Source organism: Mesorhizobium sp. M0678, assembly GCF_040320505.1.
In the GTDB taxonomy this organism is placed as follows: domain Bacteria; phylum Pseudomonadota; class Alphaproteobacteria; order Rhizobiales; family Rhizobiaceae; genus Mesorhizobium.
Genome location: NZ_JAMYPT010000036.1, coordinates 14028 through 33054 on the forward strand (window position 1 = coordinate 14028; position 19027 = coordinate 33054).

Annotated in this window: 22 protein-coding genes; 14 read left to right on the plus strand and 8 right to left on the minus strand. The window is 60.2% G+C overall.

Features of this window, described 5'->3' with window-relative positions:
- Positions 1 to 142: 142 nt before the first annotated feature.
- From ccoN to NKI29_RS31160, 10 genes are all read left to right on the plus strand, one after another.
- The gene (gene ccoN, locus NKI29_RS31115; protein WP_352726180.1) at positions 143 to 1753 is read left to right on the plus strand and encodes a cytochrome-c oxidase, cbb3-type subunit I; all 1611 of its coding nucleotides are present in this window, start codon (positions 143 to 145) and stop codon (positions 1751 to 1753) included.
- Between the two features lie 11 nt (positions 1754 to 1764).
- Positions 1765 to 2496 (plus strand): cytochrome-c oxidase, cbb3-type subunit II, encoded by a 732-nt coding sequence (gene ccoO / locus NKI29_RS31120; RefSeq protein WP_352726182.1) that lies wholly within the window; start codon positions 1765 to 1767, stop codon positions 2494 to 2496.
- Positions 2497 to 2508: 12 nt separating this feature from the next.
- Positions 2509 to 2658, plus strand: a complete 150-nt coding sequence (locus NKI29_RS31125) for a CcoQ/FixQ family Cbb3-type cytochrome c oxidase assembly chaperone (protein ID WP_023759205.1) — start codon at positions 2509 to 2511, stop codon at positions 2656 to 2658.
- A gap of 2 nt (positions 2659 to 2660) precedes the next feature.
- Positions 2661 to 3524, plus strand: a complete 864-nt coding sequence (ccoP, locus tag NKI29_RS31130) for a cytochrome-c oxidase, cbb3-type subunit III (protein ID WP_352726184.1) — start codon at positions 2661 to 2663, stop codon at positions 3522 to 3524.
- Between the two features lie 217 nt (positions 3525 to 3741).
- Entirely contained in the window at positions 3742 to 5301 is a 1560-nt protein-coding gene (ccoG, locus tag NKI29_RS31135) for a cytochrome c oxidase accessory protein CcoG (protein WP_352726186.1), read from the plus strand.
- Complete coding sequence (locus NKI29_RS31140; protein WP_352726188.1) at positions 5298 to 5792, plus strand: FixH family protein; 495 nt, start codon at positions 5298 to 5300, stop codon at positions 5790 to 5792. Before ccoG ends, NKI29_RS31140 begins: the two co-directional genes overlap by 4 nt.
- Positions 5789 to 8077, plus strand: coding sequence for a heavy metal translocating P-type ATPase (locus NKI29_RS31145; protein WP_352726190.1), 2289 nt, complete (start codon positions 5789 to 5791; stop codon positions 8075 to 8077). The genes NKI29_RS31140 and NKI29_RS31145 overlap by 4 nt, the downstream gene beginning before the upstream one ends.
- Positions 8074 to 8229, plus strand: a complete 156-nt coding sequence (gene ccoS, locus NKI29_RS31150) for a cbb3-type cytochrome oxidase assembly protein CcoS (RefSeq protein ID WP_352455561.1) — start codon at positions 8074 to 8076, stop codon at positions 8227 to 8229. The genes NKI29_RS31145 and ccoS overlap by 4 nt, the downstream gene beginning before the upstream one ends.
- Before the next feature lie 207 nt (positions 8230 to 8436).
- Positions 8437 to 9543, plus strand: a complete 1107-nt coding sequence (gene nirK, locus NKI29_RS31155) for a copper-containing nitrite reductase (RefSeq protein WP_352578061.1) — start codon at positions 8437 to 8439, stop codon at positions 9541 to 9543.
- A gap of 39 nt (positions 9544 to 9582) precedes the next feature.
- Positions 9583 to 10464, plus strand: coding sequence for an SUMF1/EgtB/PvdO family nonheme iron enzyme (locus NKI29_RS31160; RefSeq protein ID WP_502896744.1), 882 nt, complete (start codon positions 9583 to 9585; stop codon positions 10462 to 10464).
- A gap of 58 nt (positions 10465 to 10522) precedes the next feature.
- Here NKI29_RS31160 and NKI29_RS31165 read toward each other — a convergent pair whose 3' ends face one another.
- Together NKI29_RS31165 and NKI29_RS31170 are read right to left on the minus strand one after the other, a co-directional pair.
- Complete coding sequence (locus NKI29_RS31165) at positions 10523 to 11698, minus strand: NnrS family protein (protein ID WP_352726194.1); 1176 nt, start codon at positions 11696 to 11698, stop codon at positions 10523 to 10525.
- Between the two features lie 102 nt (positions 11699 to 11800).
- Complete coding sequence (locus tag NKI29_RS31170; RefSeq protein ID WP_352726196.1) at positions 11801 to 12238, minus strand: pseudoazurin; 438 nt, start codon at positions 12236 to 12238, stop codon at positions 11801 to 11803.
- Between the two features lie 151 nt (positions 12239 to 12389).
- Between NKI29_RS31170 and NKI29_RS31175 the strand changes: the two genes are divergently transcribed.
- A complete protein-coding gene (locus NKI29_RS31175) occupies positions 12390 to 13091 on the plus strand; it encodes a Crp/Fnr family transcriptional regulator (RefSeq protein WP_352798398.1) in 702 nt (233 codons plus the stop codon).
- A gap of 4 nt (positions 13092 to 13095) precedes the next feature.
- On the opposite strand, the gene NKI29_RS31180 is transcribed toward NKI29_RS31175, so the two are convergent.
- The 5 genes from NKI29_RS31180 to NKI29_RS31205 all read right to left on the minus strand — a co-directional run bounded on the left by NKI29_RS31180 (position 13096) and on the right by NKI29_RS31205 (position 15247).
- Positions 13096 to 13281 (minus strand): DUF1858 domain-containing protein, encoded by a 186-nt coding sequence (locus NKI29_RS31180; RefSeq protein WP_352726212.1) that lies wholly within the window; start codon positions 13279 to 13281, stop codon positions 13096 to 13098.
- Between the two features lie 133 nt (positions 13282 to 13414).
- Entirely contained in the window at positions 13415 to 13558 is a 144-nt protein-coding gene (locus NKI29_RS31185; RefSeq protein ID WP_352455556.1) for a hypothetical protein, read from the minus strand.
- A 65-nt stretch (positions 13559 to 13623) separates the two neighbouring features.
- The gene (locus tag NKI29_RS31190; protein ID WP_352726200.1) at positions 13624 to 14082 is read right to left on the minus strand and encodes an RrF2 family transcriptional regulator; all 459 of its coding nucleotides are present in this window, start codon (positions 14080 to 14082) and stop codon (positions 13624 to 13626) included.
- A gap of 55 nt (positions 14083 to 14137) precedes the next feature.
- Positions 14138 to 14653 (minus strand): group III truncated hemoglobin, encoded by a 516-nt coding sequence (locus tag NKI29_RS31195; protein ID WP_352798400.1) that lies wholly within the window; start codon positions 14651 to 14653, stop codon positions 14138 to 14140.
- 324 nt (positions 14654 to 14977) lie between these two features.
- On the minus strand, positions 14978 to 15247 hold the full coding sequence (locus tag NKI29_RS31205) for a DUF6455 family protein (protein WP_352593957.1): 270 nt from the start codon (positions 15245 to 15247) through the stop codon (positions 14978 to 14980).
- A gap of 146 nt (positions 15248 to 15393) precedes the next feature.
- Here NKI29_RS31205 and NKI29_RS31210 point away from each other — a divergent pair, with 146 nt between their 5' ends.
- From NKI29_RS31210 to fixJ, 3 genes are all read left to right on the plus strand, one after another.
- A complete protein-coding gene (locus tag NKI29_RS31210) occupies positions 15394 to 15762 on the plus strand; it encodes a hypothetical protein (RefSeq protein ID WP_352726205.1) in 369 nt (122 codons plus the stop codon).
- Positions 15763 to 16262: 500 nt separating this feature from the next.
- The gene (locus NKI29_RS31215) at positions 16263 to 17810 is read left to right on the plus strand and encodes a PAS domain S-box protein (protein WP_352726214.1); all 1548 of its coding nucleotides are present in this window, start codon (positions 16263 to 16265) and stop codon (positions 17808 to 17810) included.
- Positions 17800 to 18414: a response regulator FixJ gene (gene fixJ, locus NKI29_RS31220; RefSeq protein ID WP_352726208.1), complete on the plus strand. Its 615-nt coding sequence runs from the start codon at positions 17800 to 17802 to the stop codon at positions 18412 to 18414. Before NKI29_RS31215 ends, fixJ begins: the two co-directional genes overlap by 11 nt.
- Before the next feature lie 425 nt (positions 18415 to 18839).
- Here fixJ and NKI29_RS31225 read toward each other — a convergent pair.
- Positions 18840 to 19027, minus strand: a 188-nt coding sequence (locus NKI29_RS31225; protein ID WP_352798401.1) for a hypothetical protein, incomplete at its 5' end; no start/stop codon positions are given.

The following is a 19027-nucleotide window of genomic DNA, read 5'->3' on the forward strand; positions in this document are numbered from 1 at the left end:
TCCTGATCGTTTGCGAGTTCGAAGCTGCCCAATCCAAAAGCAAATGGCTTTGACATGGATCAAGGCAGCGACGACGCGACTGCTGAATTGGTGTCAAGCGGATTGGTATCCGCGCATCCCAATCCGAGGTCGGGGACAGGTCATGAAGTTCGGCACGCAAATCTTCGCCTTGGGCCTGTTCACATTTGCGGCCCTTGTGGCAGCCGGGTTCGGTGTGGACGAGCCATTCCGGCAGCATATGTGGGTACTGTTTTTTGTGCTGCTCGGCTTTGTCGCCATCCTCATCCGCAACACGAATTTCGAAGTGGCTGCTCCGATCGACCCGTCCGCCTACATGGATGGGCCAATCCGCTATGGCGCCATCGCCACCATGTTCTGGGGTGTCGTCGGTATGCTGGTCGGCGTCGTCATTGCGCTGCAGCTTGCCTACCCCGATCTCAACATTGAGCCCTGGTTTAACTTCGGCCGTTTACGGCCATTGCATACGTCGGGCGTCGTCTTCGCCTTCGGCGGCAATGCGCTGCTCTGCACGTCCCTGTATGTCGTCCAGCGCACCTGCCGCGCTCGGCTGTTCGGCGGCGATCTCGGTTGGTTCGTGTTTTGGGGCTACCAGCTCTTCATCGTCATGGCCGCGACCGGCTACCTGCTCGGCATCACCGAGAGCCGCGAATACGCCGAGCCCGAATGGTATGTGGACATCTGGCTGACCATCGTCTGGGTCGCCTATCTCATCCTGTTCCTCGGCACGATCCTGAAGCGCAAGGAGCCGCACATCTACGTCGCCAACTGGTTTTACCTGTCCTTCATCGTCACCATCGCGATGCTGCATTTGGTCAACAACCTGTCGATGCCGGCCTCATTCCTGGGTTCCAAGAGCTACTCCGCCTTTTCCGGCGTCCAGGACGCCCTGACGCAATGGTGGTACGGCCACAACGCCGTCGGCTTTTTCCTCACCGCCGGCTTCCTCGGCATGATGTATTACTTCGTGCCCAAGCAGGCGAACCGGCCGGTCTATTCCTACCGCCTGTCGATCATCCACTTCTGGGCGATCATCTTCCTCTACATCTGGGCCGGTCCGCATCACCTGCACTACACCGCCCTGCCCGATTGGGCGCAGACGCTCGGCATGGTGTTTTCGATCATGCTGTGGATGCCGTCATGGGGCGGCATGATCAACGGCCTGATGACGCTGTCAGGCGCCTGGGACAAGCTACGCACCGATCCGATTATCCGCATGATGGTGATGGCCATCGCCTTCTACGGCATGTCGACCTTCGAAGGTCCCATGATGTCGATCAAGACGGTCAATTCGCTGTCGCACTATACCGACTGGACCATAGGTCACGTGCACTCCGGTGCGCTCGGCTGGGTCGGGATGATCTCGTTCGGCGCGATCTATTACATGGTGCCGAAGCTTTGGAACCGCCAACGGCTCTACTCGCTGCGGCTGGTCACCTGGCACTTCTGGCTGGCGACGCTCGGCATCGTCGTCTACGCGGCCGTCATGTGGGTGTCCGGCATCATGCAGGGCCTGATGTGGCGCGAATACGACGAGCAGGGCTTCCTGGTCTACTCCTTCGCCGAAACCGTCGCCGCCATGCACCCCTACTATGTCATGCGCGCCATCGGCGGGGCCATGTACCTCTCCGGCGCCCTGATCATGGCCTGGAACATCGCCATGACCATCCTCGGCTACCAGCGCGAAGAACAACCAATGCCGGGCTCCCTGCCCGTCCTGCAGCCTGCCGAATAAGGAGCCAGACAATGGGCTTGATGGACCAACACGCGCTGATCGAGAAGAACGCCACGCTTCTGCTCATTGGATCACTTCTCGTGGTCACAGTGGGTGGCATCGTCGAGATCGCACCGCTCTTCTACCTCGACAATACGATCGAGAAGGTGGAAGGCATGCGCCCCTACTCGCCGCTCGAACTCGTCGGGCGCAACATTTATGTGCGTGAGGGATGCTATCTCTGCCATAGCCAGATGATCCGGCCGTTCCGTGACGAGGTCGAGCGCTATGGGCATTACAGTCTGGCGGCCGAGTCGATGTACGATCATCCCTTCCAGTGGGGATCGAAGCGCACCGGACCGGACCTCGCCAGGGTTGGCGACCGCTATTCCAATCAATGGCATGTCGAGCACCTTACGGATCCTCGTTCGGTGGTGCCTGAATCAATCATGCCGAGCTATGCGTTCCTGAAAGACACGCCGATCGAGGTGAAAGATTTCTCGACGCATCTGGTCGCCAACAGCCGTGTCGGTGTCCCCTACGGCGACGACATGATCGCACACGCCAGCGCCGACTTGATGGCGCAGGCTGATCCCAACGCCGACACATCCGGCCTCGAGGCCCGCTACCCCAAAGCCAAGATCGGCGACTTCGACGGCAACCCGCAACGGGTCACCGAGATGGACGCCCTCGTCGCCTATCTGCAGATGCTCGGCACACTGGTCGACTTCAAGAACTACGACGAAGCCGCCGGCTATCGCTGAGGAGTTTTATTTATGGATTACAATCTGATGCGAGAGTTTGCCGACAGCTGGGGCCTGGTCGCCATGGCGCTTTTCTTTGTCGGCGCAATTGCCTTCGCCCTGCGCCCCGGCAGCCGCAAGCTGGCCGACGAAGCTGCCCGGATTCCCCTTGAGGACGAGTGATCATGAGCGACGAGCACATCGATGAAATCTCTGGCGTTTCGACCACCGGCCACGAATGGGATGGCATTCAGGAGCTGAACAACCCGCTTCCGCGCTGGTGGGTCGTAACCTTCTACGCCACCATTGTCTGGGCAATCGGATACACCATCGCCTATCCGGCATGGCCTTTGCTGCATTCGGCAACAACGGGCGTGCTCGGCTATTCGAGCCGCAACGAAGTCAAGAACGAGCTATCGGCGGCTGAAGCGGCGAAGGGCAAATATGTCGCGGCGATAGAATCGAAGAGTGTTTCGGAGATCGCGGCGGACGATGGTTTGCGCGAATTCGCGGTCGCTGCCGGCGGCGCCGCGTTCAAGGTCAATTGCGTGCAGTGCCATGGTTCCGGCGCCCAGGGCACCAAGGGCTTCCCGAACCTCAATGACGATGACTGGCTGTGGGGCGGAAAGGCGGACCAGATCCAGCAGACGGTCACGCATGGTATCCGCTTCGCATCCGATCCGGATACGCGCCTGTCGGAAATGCCGGCCTTTGGCGACATCATCACTGCCGATCAGATCAAACAGGTCAGCGCCTATATTGCCAGCCTGTCCCAAACCGTCAGCGACCAATCTTTGGTGGCGCCCGGTGCCAAGGTTTTTGTCGAAAACTGCGTGGCCTGTCACGGCGACAATGCAAAGGGTAACAAGGAGCTCGGCGCTCCTGATCTGACCGATGCCATCTGGCTCTACGGATCGGGCGAAGCGGCCATCGCCGCCCAGGTCACCGCGCCGAAACAGGGCGTGATGCCAGCCTGGGGTGCGCGCTTGGGCGAAACCAGGGTCAAGGAGCTGGCGGTCTACGTGCATTCGCTAGGCGGTGGAGAATAGGAACAGGGGCCTATTCTCCGGCCCTCACCGCCGAAGCGACGAGGTCCGGCTCTGCCGGGCCTCGATTTGTTTTCCGTGGGCCAGGCGATTGACCTGCATCAACGCGGCGCAATCCAGTCGGCAGCAAAATCCGCTCGACGCTGTATTTCGCTGACCTGCCTGCATCCAGTCAGGACATTTGCCCGGCGAAATCAAAGCTGCGCGACGGGAGAGACCAGTGCTGGACAATACGCAGGTCGAACGGCTCGAAGCCGAGGCGGTCAACTCCGCCAAAGTGCGACAGCCGATGTATGCCGCGCGCAAGAAGATCTTCCCGAAGCGGGCCTCCGGGAATTTTCGCCAATTCAAATGGCTGGTAATGGCGGTCACGCTTGGTATCTACTATCTGACACCTTGGCTGCGGTGGGACCGTGGCCCGTTTGCCCCTGATCAGGCCGTGCTGCTCGATGTCGCCGACCGGCGTTTCTACTTCTTCTTCATCGAGATATGGCCGCAGGAATTCTACTACGTCGCCGGCCTTCTGGTCATGGCCGGCGTCGGTCTCTTCCTGATCACGTCGACCGTCGGTCGTGCCTGGTGCGGCTATACGTGCCCGCAGACCGTATGGGTCGACCTGTTCCTGGTCGTCGAGCGAGCCATCGAGGGCGACCGCAATGCCCGCATCAAGCTCGACGCCGGTCCCTGGACCAGCCGCAAGCTTGTGCTGCGGGTGTCGAAACACGCCATCTGGCTGGTCATTAGCGCGGCGACCGGCGGCGCCTGGATATTCTATTTCGCCGATGCGCCGACGCTGGTGGGCGAACTCTTCGCCGGCACGGCGGCCCCCGTCGCCTACTTCACCGTCGCCGTGCTGACGGCAACGACTTATACGTTCGGCGGGCTGATGCGCGAGCAGGTCTGCACCTACATGTGCCCATGGCCGCGCATCCAGGCAGCCATGCTCGACGAGAGTTCGCTCACCGTCACCTATAATGACTGGCGCGGCGAACCGCGCACGCGTCATGCCAAGAAAGTCCAGGCCGCAGGTCAGCCAGTCGGCGATTGCGTCGACTGCAATGCCTGCGTCGCTGTCTGTCCGATGGGGATCGACATTCGCGATGGCCAGCAGCTCGAATGCATCACTTGCGCGCTCTGCATCGACGCCTGCGACGGTGTCATGGACAAGCTCGGCAAGGAACGCGGGCTGATCTCGTACGCGACGCTCTCCGACTACAACGCCAACATGATGCTGGCGACCGCGGGTGGCGCCAGTTCGGTCAATCCTTCGCTGGTCAGGACGGATGACGGCCTGTTTTCGGACAAGGTGGCTCATTTCCACATTCGCAAGATCTTTCGTCCGCGCACCTGTGTCTACATGGCTATGTGGTCGCTGATCGGCCTGGGCCTGCTCTATTCGCTGCTGACGCGCGACCGACTCGAGATCAATGTCTTGCACGACCGCAATCCGCAATTCGTGACGCTCTCCGACGGCTCCATCCGCAATGGCTACACAGTCAAGCTGCTGAACATGATCCCCGAACCAAGAACGATCATCGTCACCCTTGGGGGCTTGCCAGGCGCAGAGATGAGCATCGTCGGTGTCGATCTCCCCGCCGATCGCTCTTTTGCGATCCCGGTCGAACCCGACCGGCTGAAGATGTTGAAGGTTTTCGTGCGCCTGCCTGCTGATCAGATCCATGGCGTAGCGCAGACCTTCACACTCCGGGTCGAGGACAACGCGAGTTTCGAGTCGAACGAATACACCGCCACCTTCAACGCACCGGAGACCGCCAGATGAGCGCCACCACGCGAAAATCCCGCGAATTCACCGGCAGGCACATGTTGGCTATCATCCTTGCCTTTTTCGGCGTGGTGATCACGGTCAACCTGACCATGGCGACGCTCGCCAACACAACCTGGACCGGGCTTGTCGTCGAAAACACCTACGTGGCCAGCCAGCAGTTCAATAGAAAATCCAAGGAAGGACGAACGCAGGCGGCCCTCGGCTGGACCGGCAAATTGACCATCGCATGGGGCGAAGTCCGCTATGGCGTCACCGACGCCGGCAAGCCGGTTCGTTTGCATTCCGTGAAGGTGCTGTTTCGCCGTCCCGCCTACGAGAAAGAGGATGAGTCCATCAAGCTCGCCCTCGCCTCGGGCCAGGAATTCGCGGCGCAACACATGCCAAGGGATGGTGTGTGGATCGTCGAAATCGACGCCGATGCCGGTCTAGCAAGACCCTATCGCGACGTGCGCAGGATCATGATTTCCCATGGAGCGCTGCAATGAGCTGTTGTGCACCTGGTGCTGAAATGGCGCTGGATCTGGGCAACGCTACATCCGTCCTGCCGTCAAGCGAAGAGATCAAGCTGGCGAGCCGGTCGCTTGGCGATGGCCTTAGCCAGACCGATCTTTCAGTTCCGACGGTTCATTGCGCAGCCTGCATCCAGACAATCGAGACGGCGGTGGCAAAACTCGATCACGTCGAGGCCGCTCGCGTCAACCTGTCAACGAAGCGGGTCTCGGTCCGGTGGCGCGGGGACGAGGCTCCACCATTCGTCGCCATGCTGGCGCGGCTGGGTTACCAGGCGCATTTGTTCGAACTCGAGATTGGTGAAAAGGACAAAACGCTCTCGGAGCTTATCCGCGCCGTCGCTGTTGCCGGATTTGCGGCGGGCAACATCATGCTGCTGTCGGTTTCGGTCTGGTCCGGTGCCGAGGGCGCGACCCGCGACCTGTTCCACTGGGTCTCGGCACTGATCGCCATCCCCGCACTCGCCTTCGCCGGCGGCATCTTCTTCAAGTCGGCCTGGAATACGTTGCGTCACGGCCGCATGAACATGGACGTGCCGATCGCGGTCGGCGTGTCGCTGGCCTATGCCATGAGCCTCTATGAGACGATCACCCATGGCGACCACGCCTATTTCGACGCGTCGGTGTCTCTGCTGTTCTTCCTGTTGATCGGCCGCACGCTGGATCACGTGATGCGCGAACGCGCCCGCACCGCCGTCAAAGGCCTATCACAACTGGCCGCGCGTGGCGCCATGGTGCTGCGCGACGATGGCGCACGCGACTATCTGCCGGTTGGCGAGATCGAACCGGGCATGCTGTTGCTGATAGCGGCCGGCGAAAGGATCCCCGTCGACGGCAAGATCACGCGTGGGACATCGGACGTCGACTGCTCGCTGGTTTCGGGCGAGAGCACGCCCAGAAGCGTGGCGCCAAACGATGCCGTCCAGGCCGGCGTGCTCAACCTTACCGGCCCGCTGACCATCGAGGCGACAGCCGCCGCGAAGGATTCGTTCCTGGCGGAAATGGTTCGGCTGATGGAAGCCGCCGAGGGCGGTCGCGCACATTACCGCCGCATCGCCGATCGCGTTTCAGCACTCTATGCTCCAGTTGTTCATCTCACCGCCTTCGTGACATTCCTTGGCTGGATGGCGGCAACCGGCGACTGGCATCGGGCGATAACCATCGCCATCGCCGTTTTGATCATCACATGTCCGTGCGCGCTCGGGCTCGCCGTGCCGATCGTCCAGGTAGTCGCCGCGCGGCAGCTGTTCGAGAACGGCATCATGGTCAAGGATGGTTCGGCGATGGAGCGCCTGGCAACGATTGATGCAGCGGTGTTCGACAAGACCGGCACGCTCACGCTCGGCCAGCCCCGTCTCGTCAATGCGGCCTCGATCGATCCGGCCATGCTGACGATTGCGGCCGACATGGCCGCGCATTCGCGTCATCCCTTTTCAAAGGCCATAGCCGGTCTTGCCGCTGGCGGCGGGCAGCACAAATTCGATGCCGTCACCGAGCATCCGGGGTTCGGTATCGAAGCAACTGACGTCGGAAGTATCTGGCGGCTGGGCAGACGCGGATGGGTTGGATGGAAGGCCCGCACCGGCGGCGAAGGCAAACATGGCTATGGCGGGACGGTCCTGACGAAAGACGGGATCGTTGTCGCGACCTTCAATTTCGAGGATGCGTTGCGTGCCGATGCCAGGGCGGCGATCGAGCGATTGAACGAGGCCGGGATGTCGGTTCAGATGCTGTCGGGCGATAGCGCGGGCGCCTGCCGCGAAATCTCGAAAATGCTGGGTATCGACGACTTCGTTCCGTGCCTGCTGCCGTCCGGCAAGGTCGAATGCATCGAAACCCTGGCGAAAGAGGGACACCGGGTTCTGATGGTTGGCGACGGCTTGAACGACACGCCTGCGCTGAGCGCGGCGCATGTTTCGTTCGCGCCGGCCACGGCCGCCGACATCGGTCGCACCGCAGCCGACTTTGTGTTCCTGCGCGAAAGCCTTCTGGCGATCCCCCTCGCGCTGGACGTCTCGCGCAAGGCGGGAAGCCTGATTCGCCAGAACATCACGATCGCCATCGTCTACAATGCTGTCGCCGTGCCGATCGCGATCCTGGGGCACGTCACCCCTCTTATCGCCGCGATCGCGATGTCCGCGTCTTCCCTGCTTGTGATCGGAAATGCGCTGCGTCTGCGAGGTTCTGTGCCAGATTCGCCGGCGAAAGATGTCCGGCGCGACAGGCTGTCCGACAGCAGCAAACTGGCCCAATCCTCATGACCACCCTTGCCTACCTCATCCCTGTCGCCCTGTTCCTTGGTGCGCTTGGCCTGGGGGGCTTCCTGTGGGCGTTGAGGAGTGGCCAGTACGAAGATCTTGACGGAGCTGCCGAGCGGATCCTTATCGATCGGGAAGACAGACTGGAGCGCTGATCCAGGGCCGAGGGCTGACAAACAGCGCCGGTGCAGCCAACCGCTCCCACACCCTTCCCCACTGCGACTATGCCGCGCACGATTGCTGTTTCCGGGGTTGTTGCTGCCTAACACTGAACGCCACCAATTTGCGCCAGCGCAAAGAAACGCTGCGTCAGGCCAGATACCTTCTGCTCATCCGCAACGGTTGAGAGATAGGAGACTGACATGATCACGCGACGCGACGCCCTTTTCGGAGCAGCGATTGGCGCTGCCACCGTGGCGGCACTGCCGGCATTTTCGGCAACGGTGACAAAGACGGACATTCGAGGGCTCGCCCGCGAAAAGATCGAGCTCGTGGCACCGCCCTTTGTGCATCCGCACGATCAGATCGCCACGGGTGGACCGAAAATCGTCGAGTTCACCATGACCATCGAGGAAAAGCCCGTCGTCATCGATGCCGACGGCACGACGCTCAATGCGATGACCTATAACGGCTCGATTCCTGGCCCTCTGATGGTCGTGCATCAGGACGACTATGTCGAACTGACGCTCATCAATCCCGACACCAACTCACTCGCTCACAACATCGATTTCCACGCCGCAACCGGCGCGCTGGGCGGCGGCGCCCTGACGCTGATCAATCCCGGCGAGCAGGTGACCTTGCGCTTCAAGGCAACCCGAACGGGTACGTTCGTCTATCACTGCGCACCTGGCGGCGCGATGATCCCATGGCATGTCGTCTCCGGCATGAGCGGCGCCATCATGATCCTGCCGCGCGATGGGCTCAGGAACGACAAGGGCGAACCGGTAAAGTACGACAAGATCTTCTACATCGGCGAGAACGACTTCTATATTCCGCGCGACGAGAAGGGCAACTTCAAGACCTACGAATCGGCCGGCGACGGTTACGACGACATCGTCAAGGTCATGCGCGGGCTGATCCCGACGCATGTGGTGTTCAATGGCAAGGTCGGTTCGCTGACCGGCGACAATGCGATGAAGGCGAAGGTCGGCGAGACCGTGTTGATCGTCCATTCGCAGGCCAACCGCGATACGCGACCGCATCTGATCGGTGGCCACGGCGACTATGTCTGGGAACAGGGCAAATTCGCCAATCCGCCGGCCAAGGATCTGGAAACCTGGTTCATCCGTGGCGGCTCCGCGGGGTCGGCGCTCTACACGTTCCTGCAGCCCGGCGTCTATGCCTATGTCAATCACAATCTGATCGAGGCCGTGGAACTCGGTGCGACCGCTCACTTCATGGTCGAGGGCGAATGGAATGACGACCTGATGACGCAGGTCGAAGCGCCGACACCCCTCGCCACCAACTGACGGCACTCCAATTTGCCCGGACAGCGATGCTGTCCGGGCATGGACAAAGCGATGTCTCCATTGATCCTCAAGGTTCTTCCGGTCGCCCTGGTCGCCGCTGCCGTTCCGGCAGGGCTCTCGATACAGACGGTCTTCGGGGATCGACAACCTCACCCCATCGCTATGACGGTTACCTTGCTTTCCGGTTCGATCACCTATCCGACGCCAGGGGAGTTCCTGATGGAGGGACGCCCGCAAGCCAATCCCCGCCTCAAGCGGCAACTCAACAGACCTCTCGAAATCATGGCCTACCAGATCAGCGCGGCCGACTATGCAGACTGCGTCTCGGCAGGAGGCTGTCAGCCGGCACAGGAGACGCGCGCGATCCCAAGCAACGCTCCCGTAACTGGAGTGAGCTATCTCGATGCCAATGCCTACGCCCGGTGGTATTCGCAAGTGACGGGGGACCAATGGCGGCTGCCATCCGACGAAGAATGGGCGTTTGCCGCGGCGGAGCGGTTCGCAGGGGAATTTGAGGGTGTCGAAAACGACGCCGACAACCCCGCCAGACGCTGGCTCACCAGCTACAAGGCCGAGGTGGACCTCAATCGCAAACCGGACCCGTTGCCCAAGAGCCGTGGCTCTTTTGGTTTCAATTCCCTGGGCCTCGCCGACTTTTCCGGCAATGTCTGGGAGTGGACTTCGACTTGCTATGTCCGCACCACATTGGCTGCGGATGGAAGCGGCGTTGCGAGTTCGGTCGACAATTGCGGCGTCCACGTCCTTGAAGGGCTTCACAGAGCCTACATGTCGAACTTCGTCAGCGACGGAAAAAGCGGCGGCTGTGCCGTTGGCACGCCTCCCGACAATCTGGGTTTCAGGCTGGTCCGGGACCATCGGGGGTGGGCGAACCGTATCGTCGGCTACCTCGGTATTGCCTGACAAATCAGAAGCGGCTTTTTCATTCGCGTTTCGACGGTCGCCTGGTCTCCCCGCCGCCTCACCGCACCTTTGGCCTCATCAACGCAGTTCCATAGATCAGAATGAAGCCGGCAAATGCCGCCACCCATGCGGTGCCGGCCATGTCGATCACTATGTCATAGGGGACGAAGGCAGCCAGGATTCTCAACGATCCTGCGAGGAGGACGGTCACGAAGATGAACGAGGCGCCTTTCCCAGCCTTGAGCTCTCGCCCGGTGTGCCCGAGCGTCGCGCGGGTCATCACTGCAAGCGTCATCGCGCCGACCGCACCAGTTCCGAGCGCGTGGAGTCCTGCAGCAGCCGGCACGATGGCAGGATAGAAGATCGACGCCGAAACGAAGGCAAGACCGATAGGCACAAAGGCATATGCAAGATGGAGGGTGAGCACGAGCGGATCCCGCAATGTGCGCTCGCCAGCCCAGCCCGACAGACGCCACGCCTGGCAGATCGCGGCGACGGCCATGAGCATTCCTGAGGCGCTGTTGTCGGGTGTGAACGTCCATGCTCCCAGCGCGATGGCTGAGATGGCTATCGATGCCATGTCAAAACGGTCGAACGGAGCAGGCAGCCTGCCAGGATTTTCGCGAGCGAGCCAGTTGCGGGTGAAGCTCGGAATGATGCGCCCGCCTATCAATGAGATGAGCATGATCGCCGCGGCCATGCCGAGCCTGCGGCTGATGTTGGATGTGCCTTGAAGATGCGCCTCGATGTGGAACGTGCCGTTGGCGCCAGCCAGGACGGTAAGCGGCAGCAGTACTTTCAGGTTGCGCCAGTTCCGTCCTGCGACGATCTCGCGGGCCGCCGCGGCAGCAACCGCAAGCAGAAATGAGCCATCGATCACGGCGGCTGCTTCCCAGCCGATATCCGCCGAGACAAAGACAGCGACACGGCCGGCAAGCCACAGGACCACCAGCGCCAGCAGCGGCAGGCCTTGCACAGGCAGCCGGCCGGTCCAGTTCGGGATGGCGGTCAGCAAGAACCCGGTAACCATCGCCGACAGATAGCCGAACAGCATCTCGTGAATGTGCCAGTCGACGGGAACGAACGCACTGTGGGCATTGAGTTCGCCGGCATACATCGGCAGCCAAAGCAGAATGGAGAGCGCCGCATACAGCGACCCAAGGAAGAAGAACGGCCTGAATCCGTAGGAAAGAAATGCGGGCCCGGTGTAGGCCCGCAGGCGTGGAATCCCCATGATTTGCGTCTCCAAATGAACAGGGCCGGATGAACCGCCGCCCTCGGTCCGTCCGGCCCGCGCCCGCGCTGTATGTGGCAGGCATGGCTGTATCGAATGCTGTCAGTTAGCCGGGATCTGGGTGAACAGGTCGGCGAACACTGTCTTTGCCTTCCCGAGATGCTTGACCGCTTTGGCGGTATCGAGATTGACCGGCTTGCCGACAACGATCAGCGCGACCATCCCCATGCCGTAGTGCGGCGCGCATTTGACGCCATACACACCTTCCTGGGTGAGTGTGACGGTGATCTCCTCGCTGGGCTTTCCCTTGAAAGGCTCAGCGCCATCCGGAAGCATGCCCTTGATCGACTCTGCGTCATGGCTCTTGTCGGTCGGCACGAACTTGACGGTATCGCCGGGTACTGCCTTGACGAAGGCCGGCTGGAAAACCATGGCGCCCTTTTCGCCCTTGTTGAGCATTTGCACCACATGCTCTTCCGCGCTTGCGCTGCCGGCCAGCGCGAGGATGGAGATTGCGGCGGCGAGAATGGTGAGTTTCATCGGTTCGTCCTTTTGTTTCGTCGTCACGGCATTTGGCCGTTCCATGCCTTTTAGCCTGACAACCCCCGGCAGAATTTGCGCTGGCGCAAACTCGGAGTAGAAAGGTCTTCCGCATGACTGATGCGAAAGTACAGGATCGTGAGGAATCCGCTTGGCTGCGTTGGACCGATCGCTGATATCGCGGCTGCCGCTCTTTCAAGGACTGACGCCCGACGAGCAGAGCGAGATCCTCCAAAGCGCACGCTCATCCCGCTATGCCAAGGAGACGACGATCTTCGCGCAGGAAACCGAGGCCCATTCCTTCTTCGTGCTGATCGCCGGGCACATACGCGTCGTCCGCACCACGCCGGATGGACAGCAGGTCATCGCTAGATACATCAGCGAAGGCGAGACCTTTGGCGTCGCCGCAGCCCTTGGCCGGACGACTTACCCCGCCAGCGCAGTCGCGGCGGTGGACTGCGTGGTGTTGGCCTGGCCCAACGCGCTATGGCCGGAACTGGCGAAGCGGTTTCCTGTGTTTGGGGCGACCACCTACCGGACGGTCGGAAACAGGCTGCAAGAAACCCAGACGCGGGTTGTGGAGATGTCCACTGAACAGGTGGAGCAGCGCGTTGCTCACGCGCTGCTGCGACTGGCAAATCAGACTGGTCGGAAGACCGACAGCGGCATCGAAATCGACTTTCCGATCTCGAGGCAGGACATTGCCGAAATGACGGGGACGACACTGCACACGGTCAGCCGGCTGCTCAGCAAATGGGAAGAGAATGGGATAATTGCCAGCGGACGCCAGAAAGTCACTGTCAAGGACGCGCACCGGCTTGTGGTCCTCTCAGGGAGTCGAACCAAGCGCTGATTTATCACCTGCGCGCTCGAACAGCCGATTCCAAATCCACCAGGAAGGCGGTCTCATTGATCTGATGCTCTCGGCACGCCTCAGCGACCGTATGGAAGGTACCGATTGGACAACCGACGCAAAGCATCCTGTATTTCAGCACGACAGCCACCGTTGCCGGCCATTTTCTCATGATCTCGTCGACGACCATGTCGGAATTGAACCAACTGAGTTCCTTCACGATGAAGTCTCCGCCATTGCGAAGCGTCTTAATAGATTCCTCTCAGGCCGCCTTCTTTGCGCTTTCGCAACTTTGATGAGCATTGCCGTTTGGCTAGGAAAAGCTAGACAAACGTCATGACCATAATTGCACCGATGACAATCAGAACAAGCCCGCCGATCAGCATAGGGAGCAGCGTGTTGTTCAGGTCGACGCCCGACTCGAATTGGTTGGCCACCGGTGTGTCATTTTTGTCTGGGTCAGTCATGCTTGTCTCCACGGGCCGGCAGACGCGAACCGCGCGGCGTTGCGGTTGAATTGTCGATCGAGGCCTTACCCATGCTTATCGTACGCCGAAGCTTCGGATGCAGGCAGCCCGCCGACAAAGTCCTGGGGCATCAATGCGACGTCGGCCAGCGTGTAACGATCAAGGGTGTTCTGGAAGGAGGCCATCGCGTCGCCGAACATTCCTGAAAGTTTGCAGCGGCCGGTGAGCACGCACTGATTTCCGGTCCCGAAGCACTCCACAAGCGCGAAATCTGGCTCCGTCAGCCGTACCACGTCGCCGATCCGGATCATCTCGGGGCTCCGCCCGAGGGCTAGCCCACCGGAGCGACCGCGGACCGCTTTCAAGTAACCGCCGCGCGTCAGGGTGTTGGCGACCTTGTTGAGGTGCGTTTTGGATACCTTGAACGTGCTTGCCACCTCCTCGATCGTGATCAGGCGATCACCGGCAGAGGCCGCGTACATTAGCATCCTCAAGGCGTAGTCCGAGAAATTGGTCAACCGCACTAATGGTTCCTCTTTGCAATTCTCGTACAGGAGCCACTTACAATCCAACCCCGCATCACAGGTCCTTCTCGACGATCGGTTCTATGCCCATCGTAGTCTCGCCACGGCTGAAGGCGACCGCGAGACGGAAGCTGTGAGCTATGCGCAGTGCGCGGTCCATGAACAGCGCCGCAACCTCGGGTGGGCAAACACGGCGCACCGTTGCGCGAAACAGCTTTAGCCAACGCCGGAAATGCGCGACTCCAAGGCCGGAGATCGCCAGGTGTGGCGGTAATGGACGGCCTTCATAACGGGACGACCGGAGCAGCGTAGCGGACCAGAAGTCGCACATCTTAGCCAGATGGCGCGGCCAAGCCTCAGGATGGATAGCGTTATGAAAGATGGGGCCGAGAAGGTCGTCGCGGCGAATCTCATCATAAAAGCCGTCAACCACAAGACGGATCATGGCCTCGTCAAGCACGTCTGGCAACGGGGCACCACCGATGACGATCGTTCTCTTGCTCCGACCATTCGCAATCATGTGCATGCTCTTAGTTTTCGAAGACCCAAAGACCTCAAATAATTCCCACACTCAAACAGCTCCGCAACGCACCGAGTGAAGTCGCGTCCACGATGACGATTGATGCATTTGCTTCAAAGGAGGTCTTCGTCGGTATGGGTCGGAATCGCACCTTAAAGAAAGATTGTCAATATCTCTTATTGGCGGGCAGCTCGGCTAGAGGGCCGGTCGGCTATTTAATGAGAGCGGAGTTGCAGGCATTCGCGGGCGGTGTGCGCCGGAACGCCATCAGTCAGCAGATGCGAAACATTGGCCGAGCAATGACCGCCCAGGAAATCGAGGAGCTGCAGCACGCGGCCTTGGTGACGCGATCTGCGGTATGCCTGCACGACCGCTCTATCGTTGGCCGGCTGCGTGCTGCAGCCGTGCGATCAGGTCGCGGTTGCGGCAATAGTCTGGCGGATCGTCAGCTTGCTGGTGTTCATCAAGCCAAGTCGAGCATTCATCCTGGTGCCCGCAGGAGCGACACCGGTCGACCGCTCGATTGGTGACGGCAACATGGTCCGGAACGACCTTCAAATATTTGTCGACGCCGAGCTTCTGCATCATGCGGCTCATCAAGGCGGTCCTGGCGTCAACTGAAATCAGGTAGTCGAGAAAACTCATGTCGTTTCGCTCCCGTTTTCTGGCAGATCATTGCGATGTCGGCGACCGCTGCATTGATCTCGGTCAACAGGCGTCTCCCTCGTGGCGATATCTATCGTGCGTGCCTCAAGCGACGGGCGTGAAGGTCCTGATGCGACGGGCGGCTAATGCAAAATGAAGCGGTTGATGCTGCTCTCTTCGATCAGCGTACGCGTGACGCCGCCGAACGCCTATTCCCGCAGGCGGCTATGACCGCATGCGCCGGAAACCCTCAGGTCTGCATGAATCATGCGTGCGAACGCCACCAGCTGTTCGCCATCACCATCGCCGGAGATGAATTCGGTCCGCACCGTGATGCCGTGGTGCTCAAGAAAGACGGGGACGTCCGCGAGGCTGTCACAGATGCTTTCGTTGCGTTTAGTACCGATGGTAGCGACACGACTTCATTGGCCTTGGCCAGAAAAGGGAATGCATCGGCTATCGCTCGCCGCGCTTCCCGGGTGTCTTTCCAGGCAGCCAGCACGTTTTTGCCATGACATGTTCGACATTGCTTGCGGTGACCAGGACCGGCCGGTGCCGAGTGTCGAATTCGGCACCCAGTTCGGCGAGCCGCTTTTCAATTTCCGTTCGCTGAAACTGCATGATTTCACCTTCATGGACCAACCATGCCGTCGCCGGCCGCGAAGAGCTGCGGGACGTCTGCAGCCGCCAGGCCGATAAGGTGAGCCCCGAACCGTTCCGCAAGCTCGATCCCCAACTTCACCATGGCTGCAGGAGGTGCATCTACGGCAAGGTTTAAATAATTGACTTGTAGCACATTTGTGGTCGCCTTTCGCTGGAGCGTTTGGATGCTATGATGAGTGCTTCCGCCGGCACTCGACGCCTTGATGCGTGTCAAATGACGCTACTCACCGGATCCCGAACCTCTGACTATGCCGGTTTTTGCGTGTGCAGAAAGAGCGATGAATGATAGTTAGACTGCGTTGCGGGTTCCCTGATCAAAGGACTTGATTTGGACGACAAACAAACACGTGACCTGTCGACCGGCGTTCGCGCCGAAGGGCGGGTCGCGGCCGAACACGACCGGCTCTCCCAGATGTTCGAGCAGGCCCCTGGTTTCATGACCTTGATGCGTGAGCCGGGTCATGTATTCGAGCTGACCAATGCCGCCTATCAACGTCTGATTGGCCAGAGGCAAGTGATAGGAAGGTCGGTACGCGAGGCCTTGCCCGAGCTCGAAGGCCAAGGATTCTACGAACTGCTGGACCAAGTATACGAAACGGGCAAGCCCTACCGAGGTCAAGGCGTGAAGGTCGCCCTTCGCAACAAGGACGGCGAGCCGGTCGATGAACGCATCCTCGATTTCGTATATCAGCCCATCAAGGCTGACGATGGTCGCATCACTGCGATCTTCGTCGAAGGCACCGACGTCAGCGAACTCTCCTATGCAAACGCCGCACTTCGATTGCGCGAAGATCATTTGCGTTCGATCCTAGCGACAGTGCCCGATGCAATGGTGGTCATCGACGAACAAGGCCGTATTCAATCCTTTAGCACGGCTGCCGAAATGCTGTTTGGCTACCAGTCCAACGAAGTCATCGGTCAGAATGTCAATCTGCTGATGCCGTCGCCCTACCGCGAAGAGCATGATGCCTATCTTCACCGCTATCTGGCAACAGGGGAGCGCCGGATCATCGGGCTCGGTCGCACCGTCACTGGAATGCGCAAGGACGGCTCGACGTTTCCGATGGAACTCTCTGTCGGCGAGATGCATCCGGGAACCGGGCGCTTCTTTACCGGCTTCTGCCGCGACTTGACCGAACGCCACCTGGCGGAGGCGAGAATACAGGAGCAGCAGCTGGAGCTTCTCCACATGGCGCGGTTTACTGCGCTCGGCGAAATGGCCTCGACGCTTGCCCACGAGATCAACCAGCCGCTCACCGCCATTACGAACTACCTCAAAGGCAGCCGGCGGCTTCTCGAAAAAAGCACGGAAGACAACGCGCCGATGCTGAGGGAGGCCGTCGAAAAAGCAGCGGAACAGGCCCTGAGGGCCGGAGACGTCATTCGCCACCTTCGCGATTTCGTCGCAAGAGGCGAGAGCGAGCGCCAGGTCGAGCGCCTGCCGACACTGATCGAAGAAGCCTCGTCGCTGGCTCTAGTCGGCGCAAAAGAAATAGATGTCCGCGTCAGCTACAAGCTTGATCCCGCCGCCGAACTGGTCTTGACCGATCGCATCCAGATTCAGCAGGTTCTGCTGAACCTGATGCGCAATGCGGTTGAAGCCATGCAAGGCGTGCCACGCCGTGAGCTGCAAATCATAACCGTAGCCCGTGATGACGGCATGGCTGAGGTAAGCGTGATTGACACAGGCAAAGGTCTCACGCCTGAAGTCTCCGCCCAGCTTTTCCAGCCATTTGTCACCACCAAAAAGCAGGGCATGGGGGTTGGCCTCTCTATTTGCCGCACGATCGTCGAGTCGCACGGCGGTCACATCTGGGCTGAGGCAATGCCGGCCGGAGGAACCGCCTTCCGGTTCACTTTGCGCATCGTGGAAAAGGAAGAGGTCGCCAGTGGCCGGTAGCAATCTTGTGCATGTGGTCGACGACGACGTCGACGTTCGCAAATCGCTTGGTTTTCTGTTGGCGACGGCTAATTTCGCCGTGCGCTTGTACGAATCGGCGACAGCTTTTCTGGCTACGGCCACGAGCAGTCTTGACGGCTGCATCGTGACCGATGTGCGCATGCCCGGCATTGACGGCATCGAGTTCCTGCGGCAGCTCCGGACGCGTGGGCATACAATTCCGGTCATTGTCATGACGGGTCACGCCGACGTGGCGCTCGCTGTTCAGGCGATGAAGGAAGGTGCCGCCGATTTCATCGAAAAGCCATTTGACGACGAGGTGCTGATCGATGCGATCCGCTCCGCGTTGGACAATCGCAACCAGGCGGATGCGAGACACCCGCAAAGCGTGGAAATCCGCGGTCGTCTGGCGGGCCTGTCCGAGCGAGAACGACAGGTGCTGGACGGTCTTGTGTCCGGCCTGCCAAACAAGACGATTGCTTACGATCTTGGCATCAGCCCGCGCACGGTCGAGATCCATCGCGCCAATGTCATGAGCAAAATGGCCGCGAGCAGCCTGTCGCATCTCGTGCGCATGGCATTGGTCGTGGAATCCAAACGTTAAGGCGAGTCACTAAGAGACTTGTGGTTATTTGCCGGGATCCTATCCGGCATCCAATCGCGCCAGTGGGTCGGGTGGATGTCAACGCGTGTGCGGGTGGCGGCGTTCCTCCAGCCTTCCCGCTCCTTTATGCAAGGGAAAACAAGGGTATGTTCGCCGTCCTCGTCGAGGACGGCCAGTTCGAGCTCACGACCGAGCGGAGCGCTTGAGATTGGCTTCCACATCATCCCCTATGATGCGTGGGAGCGGCAGGCCCCGCCTTGATCTGGATCATTTTTCAGAAATCGCCCACTCCCGCCATCGATACTGACGGCGTGGCGCCCTGCGAACAACGAGGTGGGCTGGACATGGTCGTTGGCTCGTCGTCGGAAAACCGACTCCTTGATCGTGATCAATGACCTCCCTGGCCGCAGGGCTAGGATCGAGATTCAAAAGAGATCCGCGATGCCGGATATCAGAGTCGATGAAGCACGGCGCACCGTGCAGTCACGAAAACAGGAGATCGCGCCGATGCTGTCAATGCCGCTCGAATTTTCCCCAAAAGTGCCGAAGTAAAATTCCCCAGTTTCGCCGCTCAGGCTGTTGCGGAAGGGTGTCCATTTTTCGGCGGCCGGCC

Coding starts and splice junctions, on each gene's coding strand:
- NKI29_RS31140 (WP_352726188.1), top strand. CDS start 5,298: ATGAGCGCCACCACGCGAAAATCCCGCGAATTCACCGGCAGGCACATG.
- nirK (WP_352578061.1), top strand. CDS start 8,437: ATGATCACGCGACGCGACGCCCTTTTCGGAGCAGCGATTGGCGCTGCC.
- NKI29_RS31210 (WP_352726205.1), top strand. CDS start 15,394: ATGCAAAATGAAGCGGTTGATGCTGCTCTCTTCGATCAGCGTACGCGT.
- NKI29_RS31180 (WP_352726212.1), bottom strand. CDS start 13,281: ATGGTCGTCGACGAGATCATGAGAAAATGGCCGGCAACGGTGGCTGTC.
- ccoO (WP_352726182.1), top strand. CDS start 1,765: ATGGGCTTGATGGACCAACACGCGCTGATCGAGAAGAACGCCACGCTT.
- NKI29_RS31185 (WP_352455556.1), bottom strand. CDS start 13,558: ATGACTGACCCAGACAAAAATGACACACCGGTGGCCAACCAATTCGAG.
- ccoP (WP_352726184.1), top strand. CDS start 2,661: ATGAGCGACGAGCACATCGATGAAATCTCTGGCGTTTCGACCACCGGC.
- NKI29_RS31125 (WP_023759205.1), top strand. CDS start 2,509: ATGGATTACAATCTGATGCGAGAGTTTGCCGACAGCTGGGGCCTGGTC.
- ccoN (WP_352726180.1), top strand. CDS start 143: ATGAAGTTCGGCACGCAAATCTTCGCCTTGGGCCTGTTCACATTTGCG.
- NKI29_RS31170 (WP_352726196.1), bottom strand. CDS start 12,238: ATGAAACTCACCATTCTCGCCGCCGCAATCTCCATCCTCGCGCTGGCC.
- NKI29_RS31160 (WP_502896744.1), top strand. CDS start 9,583: ATGGACAAAGCGATGTCTCCATTGATCCTCAAGGTTCTTCCGGTCGCC.
- ccoS (WP_352455561.1), top strand. CDS start 8,074: ATGACCACCCTTGCCTACCTCATCCCTGTCGCCCTGTTCCTTGGTGCG.
- NKI29_RS31165 (WP_352726194.1), bottom strand. CDS start 11,698: ATGGGGATTCCACGCCTGCGGGCCTACACCGGGCCCGCATTTCTTTCC.
- NKI29_RS31205 (WP_352593957.1), bottom strand. CDS start 15,247: ATGAGTTTTCTCGACTACCTGATTTCAGTTGACGCCAGGACCGCCTTG.
- NKI29_RS31145 (WP_352726190.1), top strand. CDS start 5,789: ATGAGCTGTTGTGCACCTGGTGCTGAAATGGCGCTGGATCTGGGCAAC.